The following is a 23,080-nucleotide window of genomic DNA, read 5'->3' on the forward strand; positions in this document are numbered from 1 at the left end:
CTGCTGGTGCGGATCAAAGCAGGAAAATTTACAGTTGGCTGTTTTCACTGCGTTCAACATTTTAGCCAACTATAAATTTCCTCTTAATGAGGCGTTAGCAATCATTATAAACAACAAGAGTTTCTTATCTTAGCTAAAAAAATTATTTGTTATCTTGCTGTGTCCTTTTAGTGTAAATTTTCGCGTTTCACGGAGTTGAAGCTAGGCGATAGAGCCTATTCTTTGGCTTTATCATTAAATTATATTAATAATCACCGAGATATTTATGAAAGATATTTTTGCATACATTGGTGCTGCAATTTTGTTTTTGGTAGGAGGGGCGGCAGCTCTATGTGCATTAGCTTTTAATCTAGCCATTGCAACTATACCTATCTGGGGTGGTGCCTTGATTCTTATGGCTATCTTTGGATAGTAATATTAAACTGCTTTTTTATATTCTTCGATTAGGAGTAGCTACTTCTAGCCACTCCTGAGATATCTACCAATCTGAACACAGTTCTGGATAGTTAGTCGCTGCATTTTCCACTACTGACCATAGTGGTCGTTGCTTATAGTCGTACCCTTTACGAATTGATAGTTCTTTCACTATTTCAGCTACACTATTTTGGTAGCTCAGTTTTTCCGTAATGTCGTGAACAAAGTCATACTTAAATCTCACCCTTGTCGCGCAGTCACGAACTCTATTTAAATAGGTTATATCTTCAGAAATTTCGTAAAGAGCTAAGTTTACGACTCTCATCTTTAATAGTTTTAACTTGTTGTGGTTAATCATCACTCTCCAAATAAAAAGTAATATGCATAATGCGATAAACCATGCCATAAAGGATACCTTGTAAGCTCTAATCAAAGGAGGGTATTTTACTAATATTTTATTACACATGGTTTTGTCTTTTTTGTTGTAACGATAAAAATGATTGCTAACTAATAAGGATTAAGGTGTTGCGTAGCCAACACTAAATCCCAAGTGTTGAACAAGCCCGAAGCCACTTTATTAAGTAAATTGTACGATTGAACTTGAAGGGCACATCGCTTTGAGGCTTTTCTCAAGGCGAGCGAGGCCGAGATAAGGTTGCGATAGCAATCTTATCAACCAGTTAACTGTTTTTCGTTTCTTTCGTCGTCACATCTCCTCTGTTTTCATTGATGCCATTCTCCTTATTATCAAATGCCTTTCGGTTACATAGGTCGGCTTACTCCAACACACGCCATCTCATGCTAACAGCAAGGGCATACTCTTATCGCTTTGCTCCTTATCGGGGCGGTGAGTGGCGGCATCCTATAGACCAAGTTCAATAACAGCAGTTGAATCCGGGCTCTTAAGGCGTGTGCTTGATCACGTAAAAATCCGTAGTCTCTTACTCGCTGCAACCCTTTGGGCTGCACGTGTTGCAAAATGAGCAGCAAAAACTTGAGAGTAGGTAAGGTGCGCGTTCGCCATGCATTGGTCTGGCTCTCTTTATAGCGAAAGGTGACAGTGTCGTCAGTGAGATAGCGGCGTCATGCCCGGTTTATTATTAGTGTTCTTGCCCAATAATGTGCACCACCACACGCTTCAACGCCTATACGCATGAGTGGCATATTTGCTATTGTAGTCAGTAGTTTAGAGCGGGTTACTGACTTATGAAGTATGACCTTACCATTTTGGTCTACGGTATGAAGACTAAAGTGGTTTTTAGCTAGGTCGATACCGCAGAAATAAGAATAATCAGACATGGTGCCTCCGGTGCAATTAAGTACCACATAAGTGTGGCAGATCCTCGGAAAGGGGGAATCCATGTCATTCGTTATGTTCTATGGAGGGAATATGCAACTAGAGTGGGAAGTCATAAATGGAGTAACAGGTATAGTTAGTGCTATCTGTTCCATTTTGGGTGTGGGGTATTTTGGAACAAAGCGCAAATCTGAAATTAACTCAAGTGATCGAATGTTATCTCTACCGATGTTTATGGCTTTTATCTTTAGTAGTGGCGGTTGGGGGCTTTTGTGCTTGTGTGGGTTATGGGTATTCGAGCCATTTGGCCCATATGTGATTAGTGATGATTACTTACAGTTTTATGGTGTGGTGTTAGCTTTACCTGCATTCATGATTTTTAGTTTTGGACTCAATACTCTAAAAGAGTTTCGAACATAACTAATAAGGATTAAGGTGTTGCTCAGCCAACATTAAATCCCGAGTGTTGAACAAGCCCGAAGCCACTTTATTAAGTAAATTGTACGATCGGATTTGAAGGGCACATCGCCTTGAGGTTTTATCAAGGTGAACTGCTAAGGCTTGGCATTTAAAGTTCCTATTGGGTTTTGTGTCTAAAGTGTGTGGCTTTAGGGTGAGTGTGCGTTATCCGCCACTTAGTAAGGTTTTATAGCTCATGAACTCCCTCGAAACTCTAGCTAGAAGATTTGATGTTTCTTTAATCAGCTTGTTTTATATCGGCTTAGTTTAATTTTACGAGGCAATTATGAAGTCTAGACAATGTCCCAAGTGTCGGAAAAATGTGGCATGTAGCTGGTTTTTCTTTAGTTCTCATTGGACTAAGTATCGTTGTATTGGATGTGGTTCGCTGATGAAATGGAGTCGGAGGCGAACTTATCTAGGAGCTGTTTCCGGTGGTTTCGCTGGTCCGTTTGTCATTTCTACACAATCTATTATCCCATCTACTTTTCTTAGAATCTCAATCGCGATTGTTTTTGCAATAGTTTTAGCCATTTTTGTGAATAAGCAGATTGAGTACGTCGACGAAACTGAGTCATAACAATAGACTATGGCGTCAATGGCTATTTGGGCGCCATTTATGTTTTACATACCATCACTTTTTAGCTTCAAAGCTTAAGTTGTATAAGTCTTCTATTGCCACAAAGCCAGCAGAAAAACAAAAAGACCAATCCCCAGTGTTACTTTTAGAAGCAAGCCAAGAGGTGCTCCACCTTTTGGCGCTTTATTGCAACATCCCATCATTGATTCCTAATTTGTCGTGAATGTCATATCACCTTAAACCTTTCCCTTACGGTAAGGTCAATGCTTTATTAGTCATATAATCTGGAATCCGAAAAACAAAAAAGCGAACCGTTCGGTTCGCCTTTTGTTATGTTGTTCTGCTTAGCGCCGCTACGAATTAGTCTTCGTAGTTGTCGATACTTGGACAAGAACAGATTAGGTTACGGTCGCCGTATACGTTGTCTACACGGTTAACAGTAGGCCAGTACTTCGAGTTCTTGGTTGCTTTTGATGGGAAACAAGCCAGTTCGCGAGAGTAAGGGCGATCCCATTCTGCGCCTGAAAGGTCAACTTGTGTGTGCGGTGCGTTCACTAGAGGGTTGTTGTCTAGTGGCCATTCACCCGCTTTCACTGCTGCCATTTCGTGACGGATTGCGATCATCGCTTCACAGAAACGGTCTAGCTCTTCTAAATCTTCAGATTCAGTTGGCTCTACCATTAGTGTGCCAGCTACAGGGAAAGACATAGTAGGCGCGTGGAAACCGAAGTCCATTAAACGCTTAGCAATATCTTCTTCGCTGATACCTGTATCTTCCTTAAGTGGACGAATATCGATAATACATTCGTGCGCTACGCGGCCGTTAGTGCCACGGTAAAGAACAGGGTAGTGAGGACGTAGTTTTTCCATCACGTAGTTCGCGTTCAGAATCGCTACTTTCGTTGCGTCTGTTAGGCCAGGTTCGCCCATCATTGCGATGTAAGCCCAAGAGATAGGTAAGATTGAAGCACTACCTAAATCTGCCGCTGATACCGCGTAGTCAGAACCTTGTACACCGTTTTCGATGTGACCTGGTAGGAAAGGTGCTAGGTGCGATTTAACGCCGATAGGACCCATACCCGGACCGCCACCACCGTGTGGGATACAGAATGTTTTGTGTAGGTTCAAGTGAGATACGTCTGAACCGATGAAGCCAGGTGAAGTTAGACCTACTTGAGCGTTCATGTTCGCGCCGTCTAGGTAAACCTGACCGCCCGCTGCGTGTACTTGTTCACACACTTCTTTCACTTGCTCTTCGTATACGCCGTGCGTAGAAGGGTAAGTGATCATGATGCTTGATAGGTTGTCTTTGTGCTTCTCGATTTTCGCTGCTAGGTCTGCCATGTCGATGTTGCCATCTTCATCACACTTAACAACCACTACTTTCATTGAAACCATAGATGCTGTTGCAGGGTTAGTACCGTGCGCAGAGCTTGGAATCAGACAAACATTACGGTGAGCTTCACCGCGGCTTGCGTGGTAGCGTTGAATCGCGATTAGACCTGCGTATTCGCCAGATGCACCAGAGTTAGGCTGTAGTGAGAAATCGTCGTAACCGGTAATTTCACATAGCTTCTCTTTAAGATCTTTCGCTAGCGCTGTGTAGCCCGCTGCTTGCTCTAGAGGTGCGAATGGGTGAATTGAACCAAACTCAGGCCATGTTACTGGAATCATCTCAGCAGCAGCGTTCAGCTTCATCGTACAGCTGCCCAGTGGGATCATGCCGTGCGTTAGTGAGAAGTCTTTGTTCTCAAGCTGTTTTAGGTAACGCATCATTTGCGTTTCGCTGTGGTGCGTGTTGAATACTGGGTGAGTTAGGAACTCTGATTCACGACGGCAGTTTTCTGGAATTGCTGCAAACTCATTTGATGCAATGTCAGAAGATAGTGCTTGAACGTCTTCTTTCACGTCGAAGATTGCGAATAGTGCATTCACGTCGTCGATCGTTGTTGTTTCGTCTAAGCTGATACCGATTTTACCCTTAAGAAGGCGAAGGTTGATGTCTGCTGCTTGCGCTTTCGCGTACAGTGCATCTGTCTTCTCTTCAGAGTTGATCGTGATGGTATCAAAGAAGCTGTTGTTCGTTAGTTCGTAACCCGATTTAGTCAGGCCAGCCGCTAGGATAGCTGTCATGTGGTGTGTACGACGAGCAATAGTACGTAGGCCTTCTGCACCGTGGTAAACCGCGTAGAACGACGCCATGTTTGCTAAAAGTGCTTGAGCTGTACAGATGTTCGATGTCGCTTTCTCGCGGCGGATGTGTTGCTCACGAGTTTGCATTGCCATACGTAGCGCTTGGTTACCGTGAGTATCGATAGATACACCGATTACACGACCTGGCATTGTACGCTTATGTTTTTCACGAGTACCCATGAATGCAGCGTGTGGACCACCGTAACCCATAGGAACGCCGAAACGTTGCGCTGAACCGATGACTACGTCTGCGCCCATTTCGCCCGCAGGCTTAAGTAGAGCGGAAGCAAGTAGGTCAGTAGCCACTGTAACCAGTGTTTTGTTAGCTTGAGCTTTCGCAATGATGTCTGTTAGGTCACGAACTTCACCCGTTGTACTCGGGTATTGAAGAAGCGCACCAAATACGTTTTGCTCTGGAAGTGTTTCAAGAGCACCAACCATGACTTCAAAACCGATGTACTCAGCACGAGTTTTAACAACTTCTAGTGTTTGAGGGTGAACATCGTCAGCAACGAAGAATACTTTGCTCTTGCTTTTGCCAGCACGCTTACACAGAGTCATTGCTTCGCCAGCCGCTGTCGCTTCATCAAGAAGGGATGCGTTCGCGATTTCCATACCGGTTAGGTCCATTACCATTTGTTGGTAATTGAGTAGAGCTTCAAGACGACCTTGAGAAATCTCTGGTTGGTATGGTGTGTAAGCTGTGTACCAGCCGGGGTTCTCTAAAACGTTACGTAGAATAACGTTTGGAGTGAATGTGTTGTAGTAGCCTTGGCCAATGAAAGTACGTTTCACTTGGTTTAGGTTAGCGATCTCTTTAAGAGAGGTCAGCATGTCCATCTCGCTCAGTGGCGCAGCAAGTGTCATTGGTTTTTCAAGACGGATTTGTGCAGGAACCGTTTCGTCGATCAGTGCGTCTAGGCTAGTCGCGTTGATCGCTTCAAGCATTTTTTGCTGGTCTGCTTTATTAGGGCCGTTATGACGAGCAACAAACTCGTTTTGCGTACCCAAGTCTTTCAGTAATTGGCTTTGAAGTAATTCAGTCATGATATGTTCTACTTTCTCTCTGGAGCCGTGAGCTAGCCCCTAAAATTAAGCTGCTCCAAAGAGCAGCTTTATCGTAATGAGGTTACCTATTAGTCTTCTTCTACAGAGCTTAGGTATTCTTCCGCATCTTTAAGGTTGTTTAGTTCAGACGCATCAGACATCTTCACTTTAACAATCCAACCGCCTTCATAAGGTTCTTCGTTGATTAGCTCTGGGCTATCTTCTAATTCTTCGTTGATTTCTACAATTTCGCCAGAGATTGGTGCGTAGATATCAGAAGCTGCTTTCACTGATTCAACCAGAGAGAAGCTTTCGCCAGCTTCAATTTCGTCTTCAGTGTCTGGCAGGTCAACAAACACAACGTCACCTAGTAGCTCTTGAGCGTGCTCAGAAATACCAATAGTTACAGTACCGTCACCGTTGTCTTTTACCCACTCGTGGCTGTCTGCAAACTTTAGTGTATTGTCCATTGCTTATTCTCCAAAAATTTATGAGGTTTTAATTTAAATCTTAAAATTGGTTTAACGGTAAAGAGGGAAGCGCTTGCAAAGCTCTTTAACTTGCTTGCGAACACGTTGCTCAACTTCAGCATTGCCTTCAGGGCTTTCAACTAAGCCATCAAGTACATCGCCGATCCATTCACCGATAAGTTTGAATTCTTCAGTGCCAAAACCACGACTGGTTCCAGCTGGCGTGCCTAAACGGATACCAGAAGTAATCATAGGCTTCTCTGTATCGAATGGTATGCCATTTTTGTTACATGTGATCCCTGCACGCTCTAATGCTTCTTCAGTTACGTTACCTTTCAAGCCTTTAGGGCGAAGGTCAACCAACATTAGATGTGTGTCTGTACCGCCAGTCACAATGTCACAACCGCGAGTTTGCAACACTTCAGCAAGAACTTTTGCGTTGTCGATCACTGAATCAATATAAGTATTAAATTCAGGGCCAAGTGCTTCGCCAAACGCCACTGCTTTAGCCGCGATAACGTGCATTAGTGGGCCGCCTTGAAGGCCAGGGAACACTGCAGAGTTGATCTTTTTGTTGATGTCTTCGTGGTTCGTAAGAATCATGCCGCCGCGTGGGCCACGAAGTGTTTTGTGCGTTGTTGTGGTAACAACGTGTGCGTGTGGTAGTGGGCTAGGGTGAGCACCTGTCGCGATAAGACCCGCGATGTGTGCCATATCGACCATTAGGATAGCGCCAACTTCGTCAGCGATTTCACGGAACTTAGCGAAATCAATAACGCGTGGGATAGCACTACCACCAGCAATAATCATTTTAGGTTGGCTTTCGATAGCTAAAGCGCGAACCGCTTCGTAATCGATTTCTAGAGTTTCGCGGTCTACGCCGTATTGAACTGCGTTGAACCACTTACCAGACATTGCAGGGCGCGCACCGTGTGTAAGGTGGCCACCAGCGTCTAGAGACATGCCTAGGATAGTGTCGCCAGGTTGAAGTAGGGCAAGTTTAACTGCGCCGTTCGCTTGAGCACCTGAGTGAGGTTGTACGTTTACGTATTCGCACTTGAACAGCTGTTTAGCACGTTCAATCGCGATAGCTTCTACTGTATCTACGTGCTCACAACCACCGTAGTAACGACGGCCTGGGTAGCCTTCTGCGTATTTGTTGGTCAGGCAAGTGCCTTGAGCTTGCATTACTGCTTTAGAAACGATGTTCTCAGAAGCAATAAGTTCGATTTGTTCGTTTTGACGAGTGTTCTCTGCTTGGATTCCAGCAAATACTGCGTCGTCAGTCGCAGATAGGTTCGTAGAGAAAAAACTGTCTAAGCTATGGTTTTGGTAAGCGTTCATTGTCGAGACCTTTCATTAAGCTAATGGTGATTGTTTTTATAGTCCATTAGGTCTTACGTTGATTTCTGCATCGGTATCGTTTGCGCTATATAGGTATAGATAAACGTGAATTGCGTTATAAATATACTCTTACAGCGTCTAAGCGATCGTTGTAGGGTCGATGCAGCACGAATTGTTTCCCAAAAAGTTCGGGTAAAAAACAGCTCTTACAAATGTTAAATCTATCATTTGCTGCAAGCTGAAGTAGCATCTCTTCATCTAACAAGTCGATAACATAGCTCCGATAAAATCAATTTTCAACAAAAATTTCCAATAGGAAATAACTTTTCTTGTTTTGCTACGGGGAGCACGCTTTATTTCTCTGTGTGCTCTTTAATCAACAAAGCGCTTCATGCAACAATGAAATGAATAGACAGGAAGCAAGAAATTAATGAGGGACCTATGTCAGAAGACATTTATGATGAGTACCCATCTTTAACGTTGGCGAAGGAAACGTTAGACCAGAATATCGAACCACTTAGGCTTGGCCAGCGTATTAAAGATATCCGCGGCAAGCTTGGGATTACGTTAGAAGAAGCAAGCCAAAGAACAGGCTTGGCTCGCTCTACGCTCAGCAAAATTGAGAATGAACAGATCTCACCAACGTTTCAAGCAATGCAAAAATTGGCGATGGGTTTGCAAATTGATATGCCGCAACTCTTTGAGCCGCCAAGAAAAAAAGTGGCAACAGGACGTCGAGATTTAACCAAGGCAGGCCAAGGTAAACCACACCCAACACCGACTTATGAACATGAGCTGCTTGCGACTGAGCTTTCTAATAAGAAGATGATGCCGTTTAAGAGCCGCGTAAGAGCACGTACTTTTGAAGAGTATAATGATTGGGTGCGTCATGACGGTGAGGAGTTCTTAATGATTATCTCCGGTGATGTGATGTTCTATTCAGAATTCTACGAACCTGTGCCAATGAGCGAAGGCGATAGCATGTATTACGATGCCAATATGGGCCACATGCTGATTTCTACCAGTACAGAAGATGCACTCATTTTGTGGGTGACTGCAAAATAAGTTAACAAACTTAGAATTTCTTATAGTGAATGCAAACGTTTGCTTTTGTTTCGAACGTTAGCCAACAGACGCGATATTGATGTGAAAATCATCAATATCGCGTTTTTGTATGTATCTATAAATTGTTTTTAAATTGTTAAATGTCACATTTTGAGCTGTTTTAATCTTGTTAAGGGTGTAAAACTCACTCAGCCTTGTTTATTATAGTGAACACGGTTTACTCATGTTGATTGAAGTTTACTGAAGTGAATTCTTAGAAAGTGAGTTGTATGGGTTCTGTACAGTTATTCATAATTTATAGAGCCAACGATATAAGCCTATATAAAGGACATCACTTTTTACTATCTACTGTTTCTAACGTTAACCAGTATCGTTAGAGGCGACTCTAAATAGAGATATAAGCGGCAGACTCGATTTTGGACAGCCTGCAACGCTTCATGGAGAATAAAATGACTCAAGAACACGCTAATCAAGACCTACTAACAACACCACTGCATGCACTTCACGTTGAAGAGGGCGCAAAGATGGTTCCTTTCGCTGGCTACGATATGCCAGTCCAGTACCCGCTTGGTGTAAAGAAAGAGCATTTACATACTCGTGATGCTGCTGGTCTTTTTGATGTTTCTCACATGGGGCAACTTCGTCTACATGGTGCAAACGCAGCTGCTGTCTTAGAATCTTTGGTTCCTGTAGATATTATTGACCTTCCTTCTGGTAAGCAGCGCTATGCGTTTTTTACTAACGAGCAGGGCGGCATTATGGATGATCTGATGGTTGCTAACCTAGGTGATCACCTGTTTGTTGTTGTGAACGCAGCATGTAAGACACAAGATATCGACCATCTAACTGCGCACCTTCCAGCTGACGTAGAAATGGAAGTGATTGATGATCGCGCTCTATTAGCACTTCAAGGCCCTAAAGCGTCTGAAGTTTTAGCTCGTTTCCAACCAAGCGTTGCTGACATGCTTTTCATGGACGTTCAAAAAGTTGATATCGACGGCGTTGAATGCATCGTGAGCCGCAGTGGTTACACGGGGGAAGATGGCTACGAGATCTCTGTTCCTAACGATCACGCTGAAGCACTGGCACGCAAGCTAACATCAGAAGCTGAAGTAGAGTGGATTGGCCTTGGCGCTCGTGACTCACTTCGTCTTGAGTGTGGTCTATGTCTATACGGTCATGACCTAGATACAACAACTACTCCAGTAGAAGCTAGCCTTCTATGGGGTATTCAAAAAGTGCGTCGTACAGACGGTGAACGTGCAGGCGGTTTCCCTGGCGCTGATATCATCCTTGAGCAAATCGCAACCAAAGATGTTCAACGTAAGCGTGTTGGTCTTGTTGGTCAAACTAAAGCGCCAGTACGTGAAGGCGCTGAGCTGTTCGATGCTGAAGACAACAAGATTGGTGTTGTAACAAGCGGTACAGCGGGGCCTAATGCAGGCAAACCTGTTTCTATGGCATATGTACGCACTGATCTAGCAGTAATTGGCACTGAAGTATTCGCTGAAGTTCGTGGTAAGAAGCTACCAATGACAGTAGAAAAAATGCCATTCGTACCTCAACGTTACTACCGTGGCTAATCTCTTTTAAGAGCAACTATTAAGCTAAACAAAGCCTACTGTTTGATTCTCTGTATAGAGAAGTTCAATGGTAGGCTTTTTTGTTTAAGCCTGTCTCCCTTTTTATGAACGTATCTATTTTTATAAACGTATCTAATTTTAAGAGCGTATAACTTTCTATATCGCTACAAGCCCAGATACCTGAAAGTTCGTTTTTTAAAACGAGACATATGGCTATATCATTAAAATTGCTTACTATAATATTAGTGGTACGTGTTATGGTGACGATTCATCATTTTTGTAAATAAGTAGTAGGGGTTACAAGGAGTTATCTATGAATGTTAACCATACAATGAGTCCGGTTCGTAAAGCCGTTTTAGGGCTGTTAGCTCCATTGATTTACACATCAAGTGTTATGGCGACGGAAAACTCGGTCGAAAGTGCTCCTAATGTCGGTGTTTCACCTTATATTATCAATGGTAGCCCCACAACAGATGCAGAACTAACTAATACTTATCCAACGTTTACTAGCCTGTACTTTCATGATGGTTCAAAATTTTCTAACTACTGTGGTGGAACCATTATAGATGCACAATTCGTGCTTACCGCTGCCCATTGTGTGTATGAAAGTTACGCGTGGATGCTTAATACTTGGGTTGTTCCAGGAATGGCAGATCAAACAAAATATAACAACGGTGGATACCAATCAGCACGAGTCGAAAAGATATATTATCCAAGTGACTATAGTAATAATCTTGATCCCATCAACGGGAAAGTATTACCAAACGATATTGCTATCTTGAAACTCAAAACAGCCTTAAATGTACGAGACTACTCTTCTTCAATTAACTCTACATTCGACAATGTCTATGCATTGAATCGTGGTCAAGATACGTTTAAGGCAGTTGGCCGAGGCTTGACGAGTCATATAACAGATGACCAAGGCAAAACTGTTTCTAGAACTGCTACCAATGTAGTAAATCAAGCGAATTTAACCTTCGATGCTACAAATAGCTGTAATTCAACAGACAAACAGCTTTGTTTTGATGGAGCGCAGTTCAATGGATACAAAAACTCGACCTGTAATGGTGATTCAGGCGGTCCTGTCTATTGGTGGGATGGGGTTAGCTATCAGCAAATAGGCATTACGAGTTACGGGCCAGCTACATGTGGAAGCCTTACTGAAAAATACACGTCTGTTTTTACGGAAGTTTATGATTATGCAGGATGGATAGATCGAGTTGTTTCAGGCACTGAAAACGCAACTTTTGAAGTTAGAAGTACACCGAGTTCTCGTGTTCTCGTACGAGTGAGCGATGGTGAAACCGTTGATTCATCTTCTGCTTTGTTAAATGAAACGTCAATGCCGAAGATAAGCCTATCGGGCGGGTCTAATTCAGGCACCAACTCAGGCTCTAGTAGCGGCGGTTCTTTGGGATTCTTGTCGATATTCGCGCTTGGTTTACTTATTTTAAGAAGACAATCTATTTAAAGTTAAGTAGACGTTCATCAGCATGATTGAGGGCTATACCTCGACAGGTTGTTCATTTAAGCATTAATGAAAGAAGTCTTAGATTAAGTCGACGCTAAAAAGCATCAGCGTCGACTTGGTTATTTCGGTGTACTATCGCTTCAAACTTGTCGATAAGCCTGCTTATTGATTTTCGCCTTCCTGCTATACCTTTCGACAATTTCATCCATTTGCTTTATTGCATCGTTGATATTTTGAATACCACCTTGTACAACACCTTTCTCGCTTTGGTTCAATGCAGAAAAAGCCTGTTTTAATTCTTTATCTTCCAGCATATTTCCGTGTAACAGTACTTCTTTGTAAGTCAGTAATCTCTGCTGTACCGCAACAATTTCATTACGGGTATCTTCTGATTCTAAAGCCTGTTGTATGCAAGGAAATGCCAATTTATAGAGATTCGCAATTTCCAATTTCACGCTATCATTATTCGCAATTTGCAATTTTTCTTATTTCCTAGCTCTGATAATTCAAACTTATCTACCCGCGAGTTAACGTCGTTGTAAGTGTGAAAGTCCATGAAACGTAACGTTTTTATCGGCCGAATAATATGCCTTTAATCGCTTATGTAAACTGTTCTAAGTCAATATGGTCTGCTTCTTGCTGAAATTAGGTCATAACTGTCTATTCTGGAGGTGCTTATGTCACAAGAACCTATAGTCATTGCGCTGATTGAGCGTAGGAAGCTAGGCAATTGGTCTCAAGAAAAATTAGCGGCTAGCGCAGGAATGAGCTTGAAAACCTATCAACGAATTGAGCGCGGAGAGGCTGATATCAAAATGTCTCAGTATCGTTCGATCACGAGAACTTTGAAAGTGACGGACTTGGATGTCGTACTCGACGTTGTAGGAGCGTCTGAAGCAGCAGCGGAAGATGTAGCTGCTGCTAGTCGTTTGTTAACCAGTGAAGAGCGAATGCTGTTGATTAAACTGATTTTGTCGGTCAAAAAACAGAAGTAGCGTTTTGTTCCAATAGATATTTTCTAATCAATAGTGTTTTAAATACGTAGCCTCAAACAACCAGTCTTCGAATAAATTGTCTACGAATAAATAATGTCAGGTATCGTCTTTTGTCCAGCTAGTTAGAGCTAAAATGATTGTTTCATGGTGAGGTGCTCACTACGGACATGAAACAATTAGCCTACTCTTCCGCGAAGTTGTTTGGTGGTGCTTCTTTGCTTTTTACTTTCTAAACGTCTTTTTTGAGAGCCGCGTGTTGGCTTGGTTGCTCGTCTCACTTTTTGAACTTTTGTTGCTTCTAAGATCAGCTCTTTCAAACGTACCAAAGCATCGTCTCGGTTTTGCTCCTGAGTTCTGTACTGTTGAGCTTTAATGATAATCACACCATCTTTAGTGATACGACCATCTTTATGTGCCAGGAGTTTTTCTTTATAGAAATCGGGTAGGGTTGAGTGCTTTATGTCAAAACGTAAATGTATCGCACTCGATACTTTATTGACGTTTTGACCTCCGGCTCCTTGAGCTCTGATCGCGGTTAGCTGGAGTTCCCAGTCTTGAATTGAAACAGAGTTAGATATTTGTAACATAAACATCCATTTTGAACAGTAATATGGGGTCATGATACTGAATATTGGGTATGGTATCAGTAACTTTCTTAAAGAGTGGTAGTAGTGATGAAAATTGATTTAACGGCGTATGAAGGATTAATCTTTGATATGGACGGTACGTTGATCGATACAATGCCAGCACATGTGAAAGCATGGCTACAAACGGCGGAAGAGTTCGGCTTTTATTTCGAAGCGTCTTGGCTGCATAGCTTAGGTGGAATGCCGAGTTATAAGATCGCGGGTGAGGTAAATAGTAAGTACGGTTTATCGCTCGACCCACAAGCGGTTTCTACGTTTAAAATGGCTTCGTTTGCAGCTATTGAAGACAAAGGAGATATTATCCCTTGTACGTATTCTCTTTTGATAGACCATCTCGGTGACAAGAAGATTGCGGTTGGAACGGGCAGTCAACGCAAGAGCGCAGAACAACTGTTAGATAAAACGGATATCTTGAGTAAGTTGGATATCTTAGTGACAGCGACAGATGTGAAGAATCATAAACCAAACCCTGATACTTTCTTAGCTGCTTGTTTTGGTATGGGTTTACAGCCAAAGCAGTGTGTTGTGTTTGAAGATACTCACCTTGGTAAGCAGGCAGCCCATGCTGCGAATATGGATTGCATTCTGGTAGTCGAAGGGAATACGCTGGAGTTCTACCCCGCACCAAGTTGATTGTTGAGTGAACGACTCTAGAGTGAAATGAATAAGTTAGCGGGGCGGTGGTGCGATGCAGGCTCCCACTATGCAATTTCGCTCATTTCGCTATCAAGGAACAAACATACACTGTTTCTACCTACTGCTTTTGCTTCGTAAAGAGCTAAATCGGCGCACTTATAATTGAGTGCAGGTTCACCTGTTAGGTTGGTTATTCCGCCACTTATTGTAACGACGTTGTCGAACTCGATACTGATCGCGATTCTCAGCCTATTAAGCACATAGTCGGCTTCTTGTGGTGTCGTGTGAGGCAAGATAACCCCAAACTCTTCTCCCCCAATACGAGCCACGAAATCGGTATCTCGGCATTCACGTTGCAGTACCTGTGCTACGGTTTGTATGGCTTTATCGCCATAATCATGTCCAAATCTATCGTTAATGCGTTTGAAATGGTCAATATCCAATATGGCTAAGCAAGATTGCTCGCGAGTAGGGTAACGACTAACGCGAGAACACTCGTCACGAAGCTCCAGGTCGAACTTTCGTCTATTCCAACAGCCAGATAGTGCATCTTTTTCGCTAAGGTTTCTCAATTTATTCTCGAGCTCTTTGCGTTTGCTGATATCAACAAATGATGCAACATAAAATTGAATCACATCTTTTGAGTCTTTGATGGTTTGTATTCGAAGAATTTCCGTGATGAAGGTGCCATCCTTTCGTCGGTTCACCACTTCGCCTTCCCACATCCCTGTCTCTTTAATGACGCTCCACATTTTAATGTAGAACTCTTCATTATATCGGCCAGCGTTAAACAATGAAGGCTGTTTACCTTTTACATCTTCTAACTCGTAGCCACTGACACGGGTGAACTCTTGGTTTACTTTTATGATTCGGTTATTTTTGTCTGTGATTAATAGGGCAGACATACCGTTCATTGCCGCTTTGGCGAGTTGGCTTTCGATACTGTTCTTTTTATGATTTCTGTTCCACAGTACGAAACCTGCAGATATCATTGAAATCAATATCGAGAGTATGATTATCTGAACGACTATGGCGTGATTTTCTTGTTGAAACTGAGTGTTAAATTGATGTTCTTCAATATGAAGAACCATATAAATTGGTCCTTCAAACTGCTTAATCTTAGGGCTGATGTCAGAGTGAAAATACCAGTTTTTACCATCAAAATAGCTGGATGAGGTGCCGCTTTGAATATTCTGCCACAGGCCTGGGGCTAGTTTTGCATACGTCTTGTCTGAACGTGATTCAATCACATGCCCAAATGAATCCTCAGGGTCGGGACCCATGATGACATGACCAGTATTATTAAGGATGACCGGAACTGTCGCTGATGTACCTATCTGGTAATGTAAGCGATCATAGATCTCGCGCATATTTAGGTTAGCAATGAAATAGCCAATAATGTGCTCCCCTACAGTGACAGGCGTCATAATGCGAAGTGTCGGCGAAAAGGGGCGAACTAACTCTCCATTTTCAACTTCTAGATCAATGCCTGTAGCTTTAACTTCTCCAATCTCTAATTCTTGTAGCTTTTTGTAGTAATCACGAGAGGATTTGTTTTGTAACTCGTGGTCTGGAGTGACACTTGCGTGGCCATCTTTATAGTTGACGCGGAATACTTCATTAGCGTCTAGATCTAGGAAACGCAGTTGAGAGTAGTATTGTTGCCCGTGTGCCAATACAACCCACAGATCCTGCAGTGCTTGTTTGTTAGTAACTGAAGGCTCGGAAATGGAACGAAGTAGGGTCTGTGAGGCGGCAATAGAGGGAACCGCGTTTGATATTTGCTCAACAATAATAGCGAGTTGATGGAAGCTGTATTCGATTTGGTTTTGATTAGACTGTTTGATGTTTAGCGCATACTGGGCTTCAACCCGTTCAAATTCAGAGTTTATATAGAGAGCAGGGACTAATCCTAGGACAAACAAGGTACATAGAAATTGGCTGATCAGTTTTTTTATACTCGTATTCATCACTGTCCTCGAAAAATCAGCGCAATACTATATATTTTGTAGGCCTATTAATGTGATCTTGACCCAAAACTTATAATTAGATGTGCATATTATTTCGTTTTTAATGAAATTTATTGCACTTGGGGTGTTAATTGAGCAATTAGGTATCAGAAACGAGACCTGTCCGCAAATATAATGGGGAGCATAGTACGGACAGGTTATTCTAGATAAAGCGGATTTTTAGCCTATGTCTGGTCGTAATTAACTTAAGCCAACGATGTTTCCTTTGCTATCAATGTCCAACGACATAAAAGCCGGTTTATCCGGTAGGCCTGGCATGGTCATTACATTGCCGCACAGCGCGTAAATAAAGCCAGCACCAGCACACAGTTTTAGCTCCCTAACGGGTACGTCAAACTGAGATGGTGCACCTTTTACGTGTGCTTCTGTCGAGATCGATAGTGGTGTTTTTGCTAAACAAACCGATAGGTCGTTATAGCCATGCAGTTTGAATTCGGCCAGTTGTTTTTTAGCCAGTGGAGATAGCGAGATACTTGCTGCGCCATAGCCAACTTCAGCGACGGCCATCAGTTTTTCTTCTAGGCTTTGCTTTGAGTGATACAACGGCTTAAATTCACTCTGTTTTTGGCAAGCTTTTACTACGGCGTGAGCCAATTTAGTCGCCCCTTCGCCACCCTGACCAAATACTTCGCTTACTTCAACACTAACGCTTGGGTCGAAGTCGGTGATCATCTGTTTCAAAGCATCGAGCTCTTGAGCTGAATCTTGTGGAAATCGATTGATCGCAACAACGGTAGGCACTTGGTATTGCTTAACGCTGTTGATGTGCCATTTAAGGTTCTCAAACCCTGCAATAAGCGCGTCTTGGTCATCATTAAAGATTGAATCTGGTAGCGGAGTTCCTGGTCTCAAATCGTATAAACCTGAGTTGGCTTTTAGACCACGTAATGTTGCGACAATAACAGCACAATCTGGATTTTTTTTCGATGCTTTCACTTTGATGTTACATGCTTTCTCAAAACCCATATCTGAGCCGAAGCCACCTTCCGTCACGACAAAGTCACTTAGCTTTAACGCAACCTTATCGGCAATAATAGAAGAGTTACCGTGTGCGATGTTAGCGAATGGCCCCGCGTGGATTAGGGTAGGAACCCCTTCAAGGGTTTGCATCAATGTTGGCTCTATGGAGTCTTTCATTGTGACTGTCATAGCACCTGCTACGTTGAAGTCATCTGCAGTTAATGGCAAGCCTTGGTTGTTGTATGCGAGTACCACTCGTCCGATACGCTTTCTTAAATCTTGGAGGTCATCAGTGAGAGCAAGAATAGCCATCAGCTCTGAAGCGGCTGAGATGTCAAAGCCATCCTCGCGCTCAAAGCCATTAATTGTTTTGTCTGCTTCGTTCTTGCCAACCGTGATCATACGCAGTGCGCGGTCATTGTGGTCAAGTACACGTCGCCACACGATTCTGCGTGGGTCGATATCCAGAGCTTTTAAGCCTGAGCGAGCCTCAAAGGCTTCTAACCCTTCACGTTGCTCATGATACAAACGAGCGTCAATAGCGGCAGATGCGAGGTTATGAGCGACTGTTACGGCATGAATGTCGCCAGTCAGGTGAAGGTTCAATTGCTCCATTGGGGCAACTTGTGAATAGCCACCGCCGGCTGCACCACCTTTTACACCAAATACCGGGCCCATTGAAGGTTGGCGAATGCAGGCCATAGCGGATTGGTTAATCTTTGCTAGACCTTGTGCTAGTCCGATAGTGGTGACGGTTTTGCCCTCACCAAGAGGCGTCGGTGTGATGGCCGTAACCACGACTAATTTACCATCTTGTTGGCTAGCGAGGCGTTCAAGTGATGTGAGAGACACTTTAGATTTGTATTGCCCTAATGGCTGATGTTCGTTGTGGTGCAGGCCAGCTTGCTTGGCAACTTCACTGATGTTTTTAAGGGGAGTAGAGCGACAAATATCAATATCAGACAGCATATTTGATCCTTATATCAGAACCGAAAGGTGGTACGTAAACGTTTGCGTGGCGATAGTACTGTATAAATTTGCCAAGTAAAGGCAAACCACATCAATTATGTGCTGGAAGATAACAGATCTAAAGAGTCATTGCGCGAGATCAAATCTTAAACGAGCAAAATATTCGATCTGATTACCTTCAGCTGCCGTTATATTGGTGTTGAATACAAAAAGGGCTGCATATAGCAGCCCTTCAAGGAATGGGTAATCCAACTTGGCGTTAACCTCTAAGAGTTAACTACCTAATAGAGTCGCTTAACGATCCCAGTATGTTTCTTCTAAGCTATCTTCGCGTTCAGGTAGTGCACGAGAAAGGCGAGGAGAGTGCTGAGTCAACACTTCATAGCTTACACGGTTTGAGTACTTACAAATTTGAGACAGAGAAGAATACGTTAGACACGAGTGCTCGTGCTTTTCTGAGTTTGGTACATTCACGTGGTGGTAGCTGTTTGCTGCCATGTCGTGTAAAAGTGCAGAAAGTGCACCATCACCAGCACCATTGGTGTTTTTAATTTCGCGCGGGCCACCAAGATAAGGGCCAATGTGAGAGTAGACTTTTACCGGATCTTGACAGTCTTGCTTACGCATAGCACGGCTGAACTCGAATTTATTGAACTCAGGAATGTTACCCGGTAATAATGGCAGAGTGGTTTCGCGTTTTGCAGGCTCGTCAGTGTAGCCAGCCATGTATAAACCGATAGGGCCTGCAGTACAGAGAACGAGGTCAACCCACTCAAGTGCTTTGTTAGCAGCTAGAAGCGGATCTTTTTCACCCGTTAACGCTTCACCTTCGTCTTCGTTCATCGCGACGATGGTTACGTTTTCTTTCAGATATTCTTGCCACCATTCCGCATTACCTTCGATCACGTACTTAGTACCAAGTGTTAGTACAACTGGCACATTGTGCGCTTTCGCGTATTCAATCGCTTTTTGTACCGCTTTTGGCATCGGATCTTCAGGTTTGCCGCGCATTAGGTATGACGACACAACCAATGCTGATGCTTTCTCGAACACTTTTTCAGGAACGCTTTCAGGAAGCAGTTGGTTCATGTGGCCTTCGTTGATTGCAAACGTACGTTCACCATCTTCAGAAATAAGCGTGTAGCAACGACCAATAGGACCATCAACCGTTTGAAGGTGATTTAGATTCATACGAGAAGAAGTGCGGCAAAGGTAACGATAACCAAATGAGCCAACTTCAATCTTCTTAGACATAACGCCGAGCAATACAGATTTACTGTCTGCAAGTACGGAATAGTTGTGCAGTGTGTTGCCGATAGTATCGCCAGGGTATTGATGCGTGATCAAACCGCGCTCAACTAACTCTTCGTACAGCGCATCTGCTTTACTCTCTTCCAATACCAGTGAGTGACCTTTACTCAGCTCATATTTTTCAAGGAACGCGTTATCAACACGGGCTTCGATATCAACAATCGTTTGACCAACACCGACAATTGTTGCGCGGTGAAGCTTAGGCGTTTGTTGCATTTGGTTGACCAACGGATCACGTGCGTGAGTTGGAAAGTAGTGTTTAGATTTACGCTGTCCAGGAAACTTCATATGAAAAATACAGTGAAAAAATTTTGCCGAATGATATCACATTTTGTTTCTGATTCTTTCATTTTTATTACATTTAGAATCACCTGTACGATGTCTGTACAGGTGACTCGTTTTACTTTTCGCTTGAGGGCATTTACGTGAGCCTATTCCGCTGGGAGGAGTGTTGCTGGATCAACGTAAGCCTCAGTACCCCATAGGGGAACGGTTGAAAGGCTATGCTTGAAACTGCCTTCTGTTTCTTTGGTGGTGTATGACAAGTAAAGCAGCGATTGATTCTCTGCATCGTAGATACGACGAACCTTCATTGTTTTAAAGAAGATACTTTTTGATTGTTTGAACACCACTTCACCAGATTTGCTTTTGTCTATTTTAGCAATCATTTCTGATGTAATTTCACCGGTTTGACGACAAGAAATAGAGCTATCGCTTGGATCGGAAAGGCTAAGGTTTGCTTCGATTGAAGCGATATGACAAGTCACACCTGCGATTTTATCATCATCTAAAGAAGACATTTTGATATCCTTCATTGTGAAGAATCCAAGAGAGACGTCGCCAACCTCGTTGTCCGAACAGCCAGCCAACATTGTGATGATACCCGCTGCTATTAAGGCTTTTTTCATAAGAAGTCCTTTTTATTTATAGAGTTCTGTTTACTATAAGGATATTGAAAGCTTGAATACGAGTGTAGAGCTTTTCGTTAAGTTCTTAAAGGATGTTGTTGGATAATGGAAAATATGAAGCATTTTAAGTACTTGTTGGCCTTGGTCATGCTCTGTATGCTCTGTGCTTGTAGCTCGGCACCTCAGTCGAATATATGTCTTCCAAATAGCTGTGACATTTGGGGATACTAACCGTAGGTACTAAAAGAATGAATAACGAAATACCTGAAATTGTACAGAAGAAAAACCAATGGCTGTTTAGTCAACTCGATATTGCCTACCCCGCAAAAGAGAGCCTGCTAGGCCGAGAACTTTATCAAAGCAAACTCCCGTCCAAGACATACCAACTCCTCACCCAAGATCAAACACCTTCCCAAATTGATGAACTGCATAAAGTCGACTTCCATAAACTGACCGTACTTTTTTCACTTAACCAAGCCAGCGCTTACCAAGATGAAACCGAAAGGGCGTACATGTTAGAGTTTTTGAGTCAGATTATGTTATCTGACGAACATGTCTTATACATAGGGACTCAAAATGGTGATGTAGCAGCGAGCGCTATCGTTACAGAAGCGGAGGATTCTCTGCTAATCTCAGACGTTGTGGTTGGAAGTGGTCAAAGTATCAACGCTTTTGCTAAGCAGATCCTTGATTTTTGGGCACAAGATCATGCTTCTCGCGATAAAGTGTGGGTCGAGAACTAAAGGTTCTTTGAGAAAGCGTTAATCTAAGTAAAATACCCCGTCTTATTTAAAGGGTATTGTATGTACAAGCTATTGTTCTCAATCGCTGTATTGTGTGTTAGCGCTTATTCTTCACTCAGTTTTGCTAATGACTGGGATATCAAACGCATCCTAGTTTTACACTCATACGAACCTTCTTATCAGTGGACCGCTGACTTCCAAAAAGGGATAGACAGTGCGTTCAGCCAATCTCAAGCCGAAGTTAAACTCTCAATCGAGTATTTGGATTCAAAGCGCGTCCATAGCCCTGAGTACTACGATTCTATCGCAAACTACTTACGTACCAAATATGCAGATTATAAGTTTGATGGTGTAATCGCGACTGACGACAACGCGGCTAACTTCCTTGAATCTCTGCCTAGTTTGATCGATCGCTCCACACCTGTCGTTGCTGCCGGTATTAACGATTTCAGTACCGACATGTATTCGGTGTCTGATAGAGCAACCGTGCTTTATGAGAACGATCAGATAGACGTCAATATTGATCTAATTTCGAAGTTAAGACCTAACCTAAAAATACTGTATTTCATCAATGATTACAGTGTCACTTCTGAGTTAATTCGCAAAGAGATGAATCGCGTGATGACTGAGTTCCCTAATATCACATTGGTTGAAATACGCGATTTATCGTTAGTGCGTACCCGTCAGTTTTTGGAAGGTATCTCTGCTGATGACGCGGTTTTGCTCAGTCATTACAATACCGAATTGAATCGAGGCGTGTATCATACTTATCAAGAGGTTTCGGATACTTTGTCTAAAGCAAGTGCTGCTCCAGTGTTTGCTTTGTGGCAGTTCTATATTTCGGGAGATGTACTTGGTGGCTATGTGAATCACTCTCAAAGCATGGGTGAAGAGACGGTTAAGGCGCTCGATAAGTACCTACCTCTTGGTTTCGACGAACCTTTAACTCCAGGTGAGAACAAACGTTTTGTTTTCAATTATCCAGCGATGACAAATTTCGGTATCCGTGAGAGTGCGCTACCTGATGAGGCTGTATTCATTAATGAGCCTTCATCCTTTATTCGTAAAAACTTTCAGTTGCTATTGGGATTGTCGATGGTCATTGCAGGTTTGAGCCTGATTATTTTGATGCAATTTGTCACTCTACGCCAAAAGAAAGAACTGGCTAAAAAGAGCAAACGAATCTTAAAACTCCAGAAACAAACACTGAATATTCAAAAAGATATGATTCATGTTCTCGGAGAGGCGATTGAAACTCGCTCTGGCGAAACCGGTAATCACGTTAAACGTGTCGCCAAGTTGTCTGCGTTGCTTGCTAAGTATCGTGGCTTGAGCCATCGCGAGGTCGAGATGATAGAGATCATCAGTCCGATGCATGATGTGGGTAAGATTTCAGTCCCAGAATCAATCTTGGATAAACCAGGTAAATTGACCGAGCAAGAGTGGGAAGTGATGAAGCTTCACACAACGGCAGGCTATAACTTACTGAAGAGTGGAGCCGGTGATATTACCAATCTGGCTGCTATCATTGCCAACGAGCATCATGAACGTTGGGATGGGGCTGGATATCCTAATGGCAAAGTGGGTGACGAAATTCACTTGTTTGCCCGTATTACGGCCGTCGCGGATGTGTTTGATGCACTACTCAGTGCCCGTTGTTACAAAGAGCCGTGGCCATTAGAGATGGTTATCGATTTGTTCGAGAGAGAATGCGGCTGTCAGTTCGACCCTGAGCTTACTCAGTTACTACTGAGCCACTTACCCGAGTTTGTTGCTATCCGTGATTCGTATCCAGATACCATCACCGCTGAATGTCGCATTGAATTAACGGATAAACCTATTGTTATTGAAGAATTGGCCGTGAATTAACGGTTTATTGGCAAATAAAGTCGTGATTGGTGACGCTCAAAGTATATTAATTTAATGAGTGCTGTTGCTTATGGTTAAGCATAAAGTGA

The 23,080-nt window shown here is 43.0% G+C and carries 19 protein-coding genes and 2 pseudogenes; 9 read left to right on the forward strand and 12 right to left on the reverse strand.

The window, feature by feature from the left end; translation table 11 throughout:
- The first annotated feature begins 265 nt into the window (after positions 1-265).
- Positions 266-412 carry a hypothetical protein gene (locus AB4589_RS17305; protein WP_371696144.1) on the forward strand — a complete coding sequence of 49 codons (147 nt, stop codon included), beginning with the start codon at positions 266-268 and terminating at the stop codon, positions 410-412.
- Positions 413-478: 66 nt separating this feature from the next.
- Here AB4589_RS17305 and AB4589_RS17310 read toward each other — a convergent pair whose 3' ends face one another.
- From AB4589_RS17310 to AB4589_RS17320, 3 genes and pseudogenes are all read right to left on the reverse strand, one after another.
- Positions 479-820 carry a hypothetical protein gene (locus AB4589_RS17310; RefSeq protein ID WP_371696142.1) on the reverse strand — a complete coding sequence of 114 codons (342 nt, stop codon included), beginning with the start codon at positions 818-820 and terminating at the stop codon, positions 479-481.
- Positions 821-1,215: 395 nt separating this feature from the next.
- Positions 1,216-1,476: pseudogene (locus AB4589_RS17315) on the reverse strand (transposase); the annotation flags it as partial.
- Positions 1,477-1,515: 39 nt separating this feature from the next.
- Positions 1,516-1,713 (reverse strand): annotated as a pseudogene (locus AB4589_RS17320) (IS110 family transposase); the annotation flags it as partial.
- Between the two features lie 61 nt (positions 1,714-1,774).
- Between AB4589_RS17320 and AB4589_RS17325 the strand changes: the two are divergent.
- A complete protein-coding gene (locus tag AB4589_RS17325; RefSeq protein WP_135443640.1) occupies positions 1,775-2,131 on the forward strand; it encodes a hypothetical protein in 357 nt (118 codons plus the stop codon).
- 979 nt (positions 2,132-3,110) lie between these two features.
- Here AB4589_RS17325 and gcvP read toward each other — a convergent pair.
- From gcvP to AB4589_RS17340, 3 genes are all read right to left on the reverse strand, one after another.
- Positions 3,111-5,990, reverse strand: a complete 2,880-nt coding sequence (gcvP, locus tag AB4589_RS17330) for an aminomethyl-transferring glycine dehydrogenase (RefSeq protein ID WP_017102169.1) — start codon at positions 5,988-5,990, stop codon at positions 3,111-3,113.
- Between the two features lie 89 nt (positions 5,991-6,079).
- Complete coding sequence (gene gcvH, locus AB4589_RS17335; RefSeq protein WP_009845137.1) at positions 6,080-6,460, reverse strand: glycine cleavage system protein GcvH; 381 nt, start codon at positions 6,458-6,460, stop codon at positions 6,080-6,082.
- Positions 6,461-6,511: 51 nt separating this feature from the next.
- A complete protein-coding gene (locus AB4589_RS17340) occupies positions 6,512-7,804 on the reverse strand; it encodes a serine hydroxymethyltransferase (RefSeq protein WP_017102168.1) in 1,293 nt (430 codons plus the stop codon).
- Positions 7,805-8,245: 441 nt separating this feature from the next.
- Between AB4589_RS17340 and AB4589_RS17345 the strand changes: the two genes are divergently transcribed.
- The 3 genes from AB4589_RS17345 to AB4589_RS17355 all read left to right on the forward strand — a co-directional run bounded on the left by AB4589_RS17345 (position 8,246) and on the right by AB4589_RS17355 (position 11,923).
- Positions 8,246-8,869: a helix-turn-helix domain-containing protein gene (locus tag AB4589_RS17345; RefSeq protein WP_017064652.1), complete on the forward strand. Its 624-nt coding sequence runs from the start codon at positions 8,246-8,248 to the stop codon at positions 8,867-8,869.
- Between the two features lie 449 nt (positions 8,870-9,318).
- Positions 9,319-10,452, forward strand: coding sequence for a glycine cleavage system aminomethyltransferase GcvT (gene gcvT / locus AB4589_RS17350; protein ID WP_029222778.1), 1,134 nt, complete (start codon positions 9,319-9,321; stop codon positions 10,450-10,452).
- Between the two features lie 313 nt (positions 10,453-10,765).
- Entirely contained in the window at positions 10,766-11,923 is a 1,158-nt protein-coding gene (locus AB4589_RS17355; protein ID WP_017097961.1) for a trypsin-like serine protease, read from the forward strand.
- A 140-nt stretch (positions 11,924-12,063) separates the two neighbouring features.
- Here AB4589_RS17355 and AB4589_RS17360 read toward each other — a convergent pair whose 3' ends face one another.
- Positions 12,064-12,402, reverse strand: a complete 339-nt coding sequence (locus AB4589_RS17360; protein ID WP_009845170.1) for a hypothetical protein — start codon at positions 12,400-12,402, stop codon at positions 12,064-12,066.
- A 198-nt stretch (positions 12,403-12,600) separates the two neighbouring features.
- Here AB4589_RS17360 and AB4589_RS17365 point away from each other — a divergent pair, with 198 nt between their 5' ends.
- The gene (locus tag AB4589_RS17365; protein ID WP_009845174.1) at positions 12,601-12,918 is read left to right on the forward strand and encodes a helix-turn-helix domain-containing protein; all 318 of its coding nucleotides are present in this window, start codon (positions 12,601-12,603) and stop codon (positions 12,916-12,918) included.
- Positions 12,919-13,094: 176 nt separating this feature from the next.
- Here the strand turns inward: AB4589_RS17365 and arfB are convergent, their stop codons facing one another.
- Positions 13,095-13,505, reverse strand: coding sequence for an alternative ribosome rescue aminoacyl-tRNA hydrolase ArfB (arfB, locus tag AB4589_RS17370; protein WP_372065386.1), 411 nt, complete (start codon positions 13,503-13,505; stop codon positions 13,095-13,097).
- An 87-nt stretch (positions 13,506-13,592) separates the two neighbouring features.
- On the opposite strand from arfB, the gene AB4589_RS17375 reads away from it, so the two are divergent.
- Positions 13,593-14,198, forward strand: coding sequence for a beta-phosphoglucomutase family hydrolase (locus tag AB4589_RS17375; RefSeq protein WP_372101268.1), 606 nt, complete (start codon positions 13,593-13,595; stop codon positions 14,196-14,198).
- A 68-nt stretch (positions 14,199-14,266) separates the two neighbouring features.
- Here the strand turns inward: AB4589_RS17375 and AB4589_RS17380 are convergent, their stop codons facing one another.
- From AB4589_RS17380 to AB4589_RS17395, 4 genes are all read right to left on the reverse strand, one after another.
- Positions 14,267-16,171 (reverse strand): diguanylate cyclase, encoded by a 1,905-nt coding sequence (locus AB4589_RS17380; RefSeq protein WP_372101270.1) that lies wholly within the window; start codon positions 16,169-16,171, stop codon positions 14,267-14,269.
- A gap of 240 nt (positions 16,172-16,411) precedes the next feature.
- On the reverse strand, positions 16,412-18,160 hold the full coding sequence (locus AB4589_RS17385; protein ID WP_372101272.1) for a formate--tetrahydrofolate ligase: 1,749 nt from the start codon (positions 18,158-18,160) through the stop codon (positions 16,412-16,414).
- Between the two features lie 294 nt (positions 18,161-18,454).
- Positions 18,455-19,759, reverse strand: a complete 1,305-nt coding sequence (locus AB4589_RS17390; protein ID WP_017097957.1) for an inosine/guanosine kinase — start codon at positions 19,757-19,759, stop codon at positions 18,455-18,457.
- Positions 19,760-19,902: 143 nt separating this feature from the next.
- Entirely contained in the window at positions 19,903-20,379 is a 477-nt protein-coding gene (locus AB4589_RS17395; RefSeq protein WP_017097956.1) for a CreA family protein, read from the reverse strand.
- A 248-nt stretch (positions 20,380-20,627) separates the two neighbouring features.
- Here AB4589_RS17395 and AB4589_RS17400 point away from each other — a divergent pair, with 248 nt between their 5' ends.
- A complete protein-coding gene (locus AB4589_RS17400) occupies positions 20,628-21,122 on the forward strand; it encodes a hypothetical protein (protein ID WP_029222777.1) in 495 nt (164 codons plus the stop codon).
- Between the two features lie 60 nt (positions 21,123-21,182).
- Complete coding sequence (locus tag AB4589_RS17405) at positions 21,183-22,991, forward strand: HD domain-containing phosphohydrolase (RefSeq protein ID WP_017097955.1); 1,809 nt, start codon at positions 21,183-21,185, stop codon at positions 22,989-22,991.
- Positions 22,992-23,080 lie beyond the last annotated feature (89 nt).

The organism is Vibrio sp. 10N.222.49.A3 (assembly GCF_041475145.1).
In the GTDB taxonomy this organism is placed as follows: Bacteria; Pseudomonadota; Gammaproteobacteria; order Enterobacterales; family Vibrionaceae; genus Vibrio; species Vibrio tasmaniensis_A.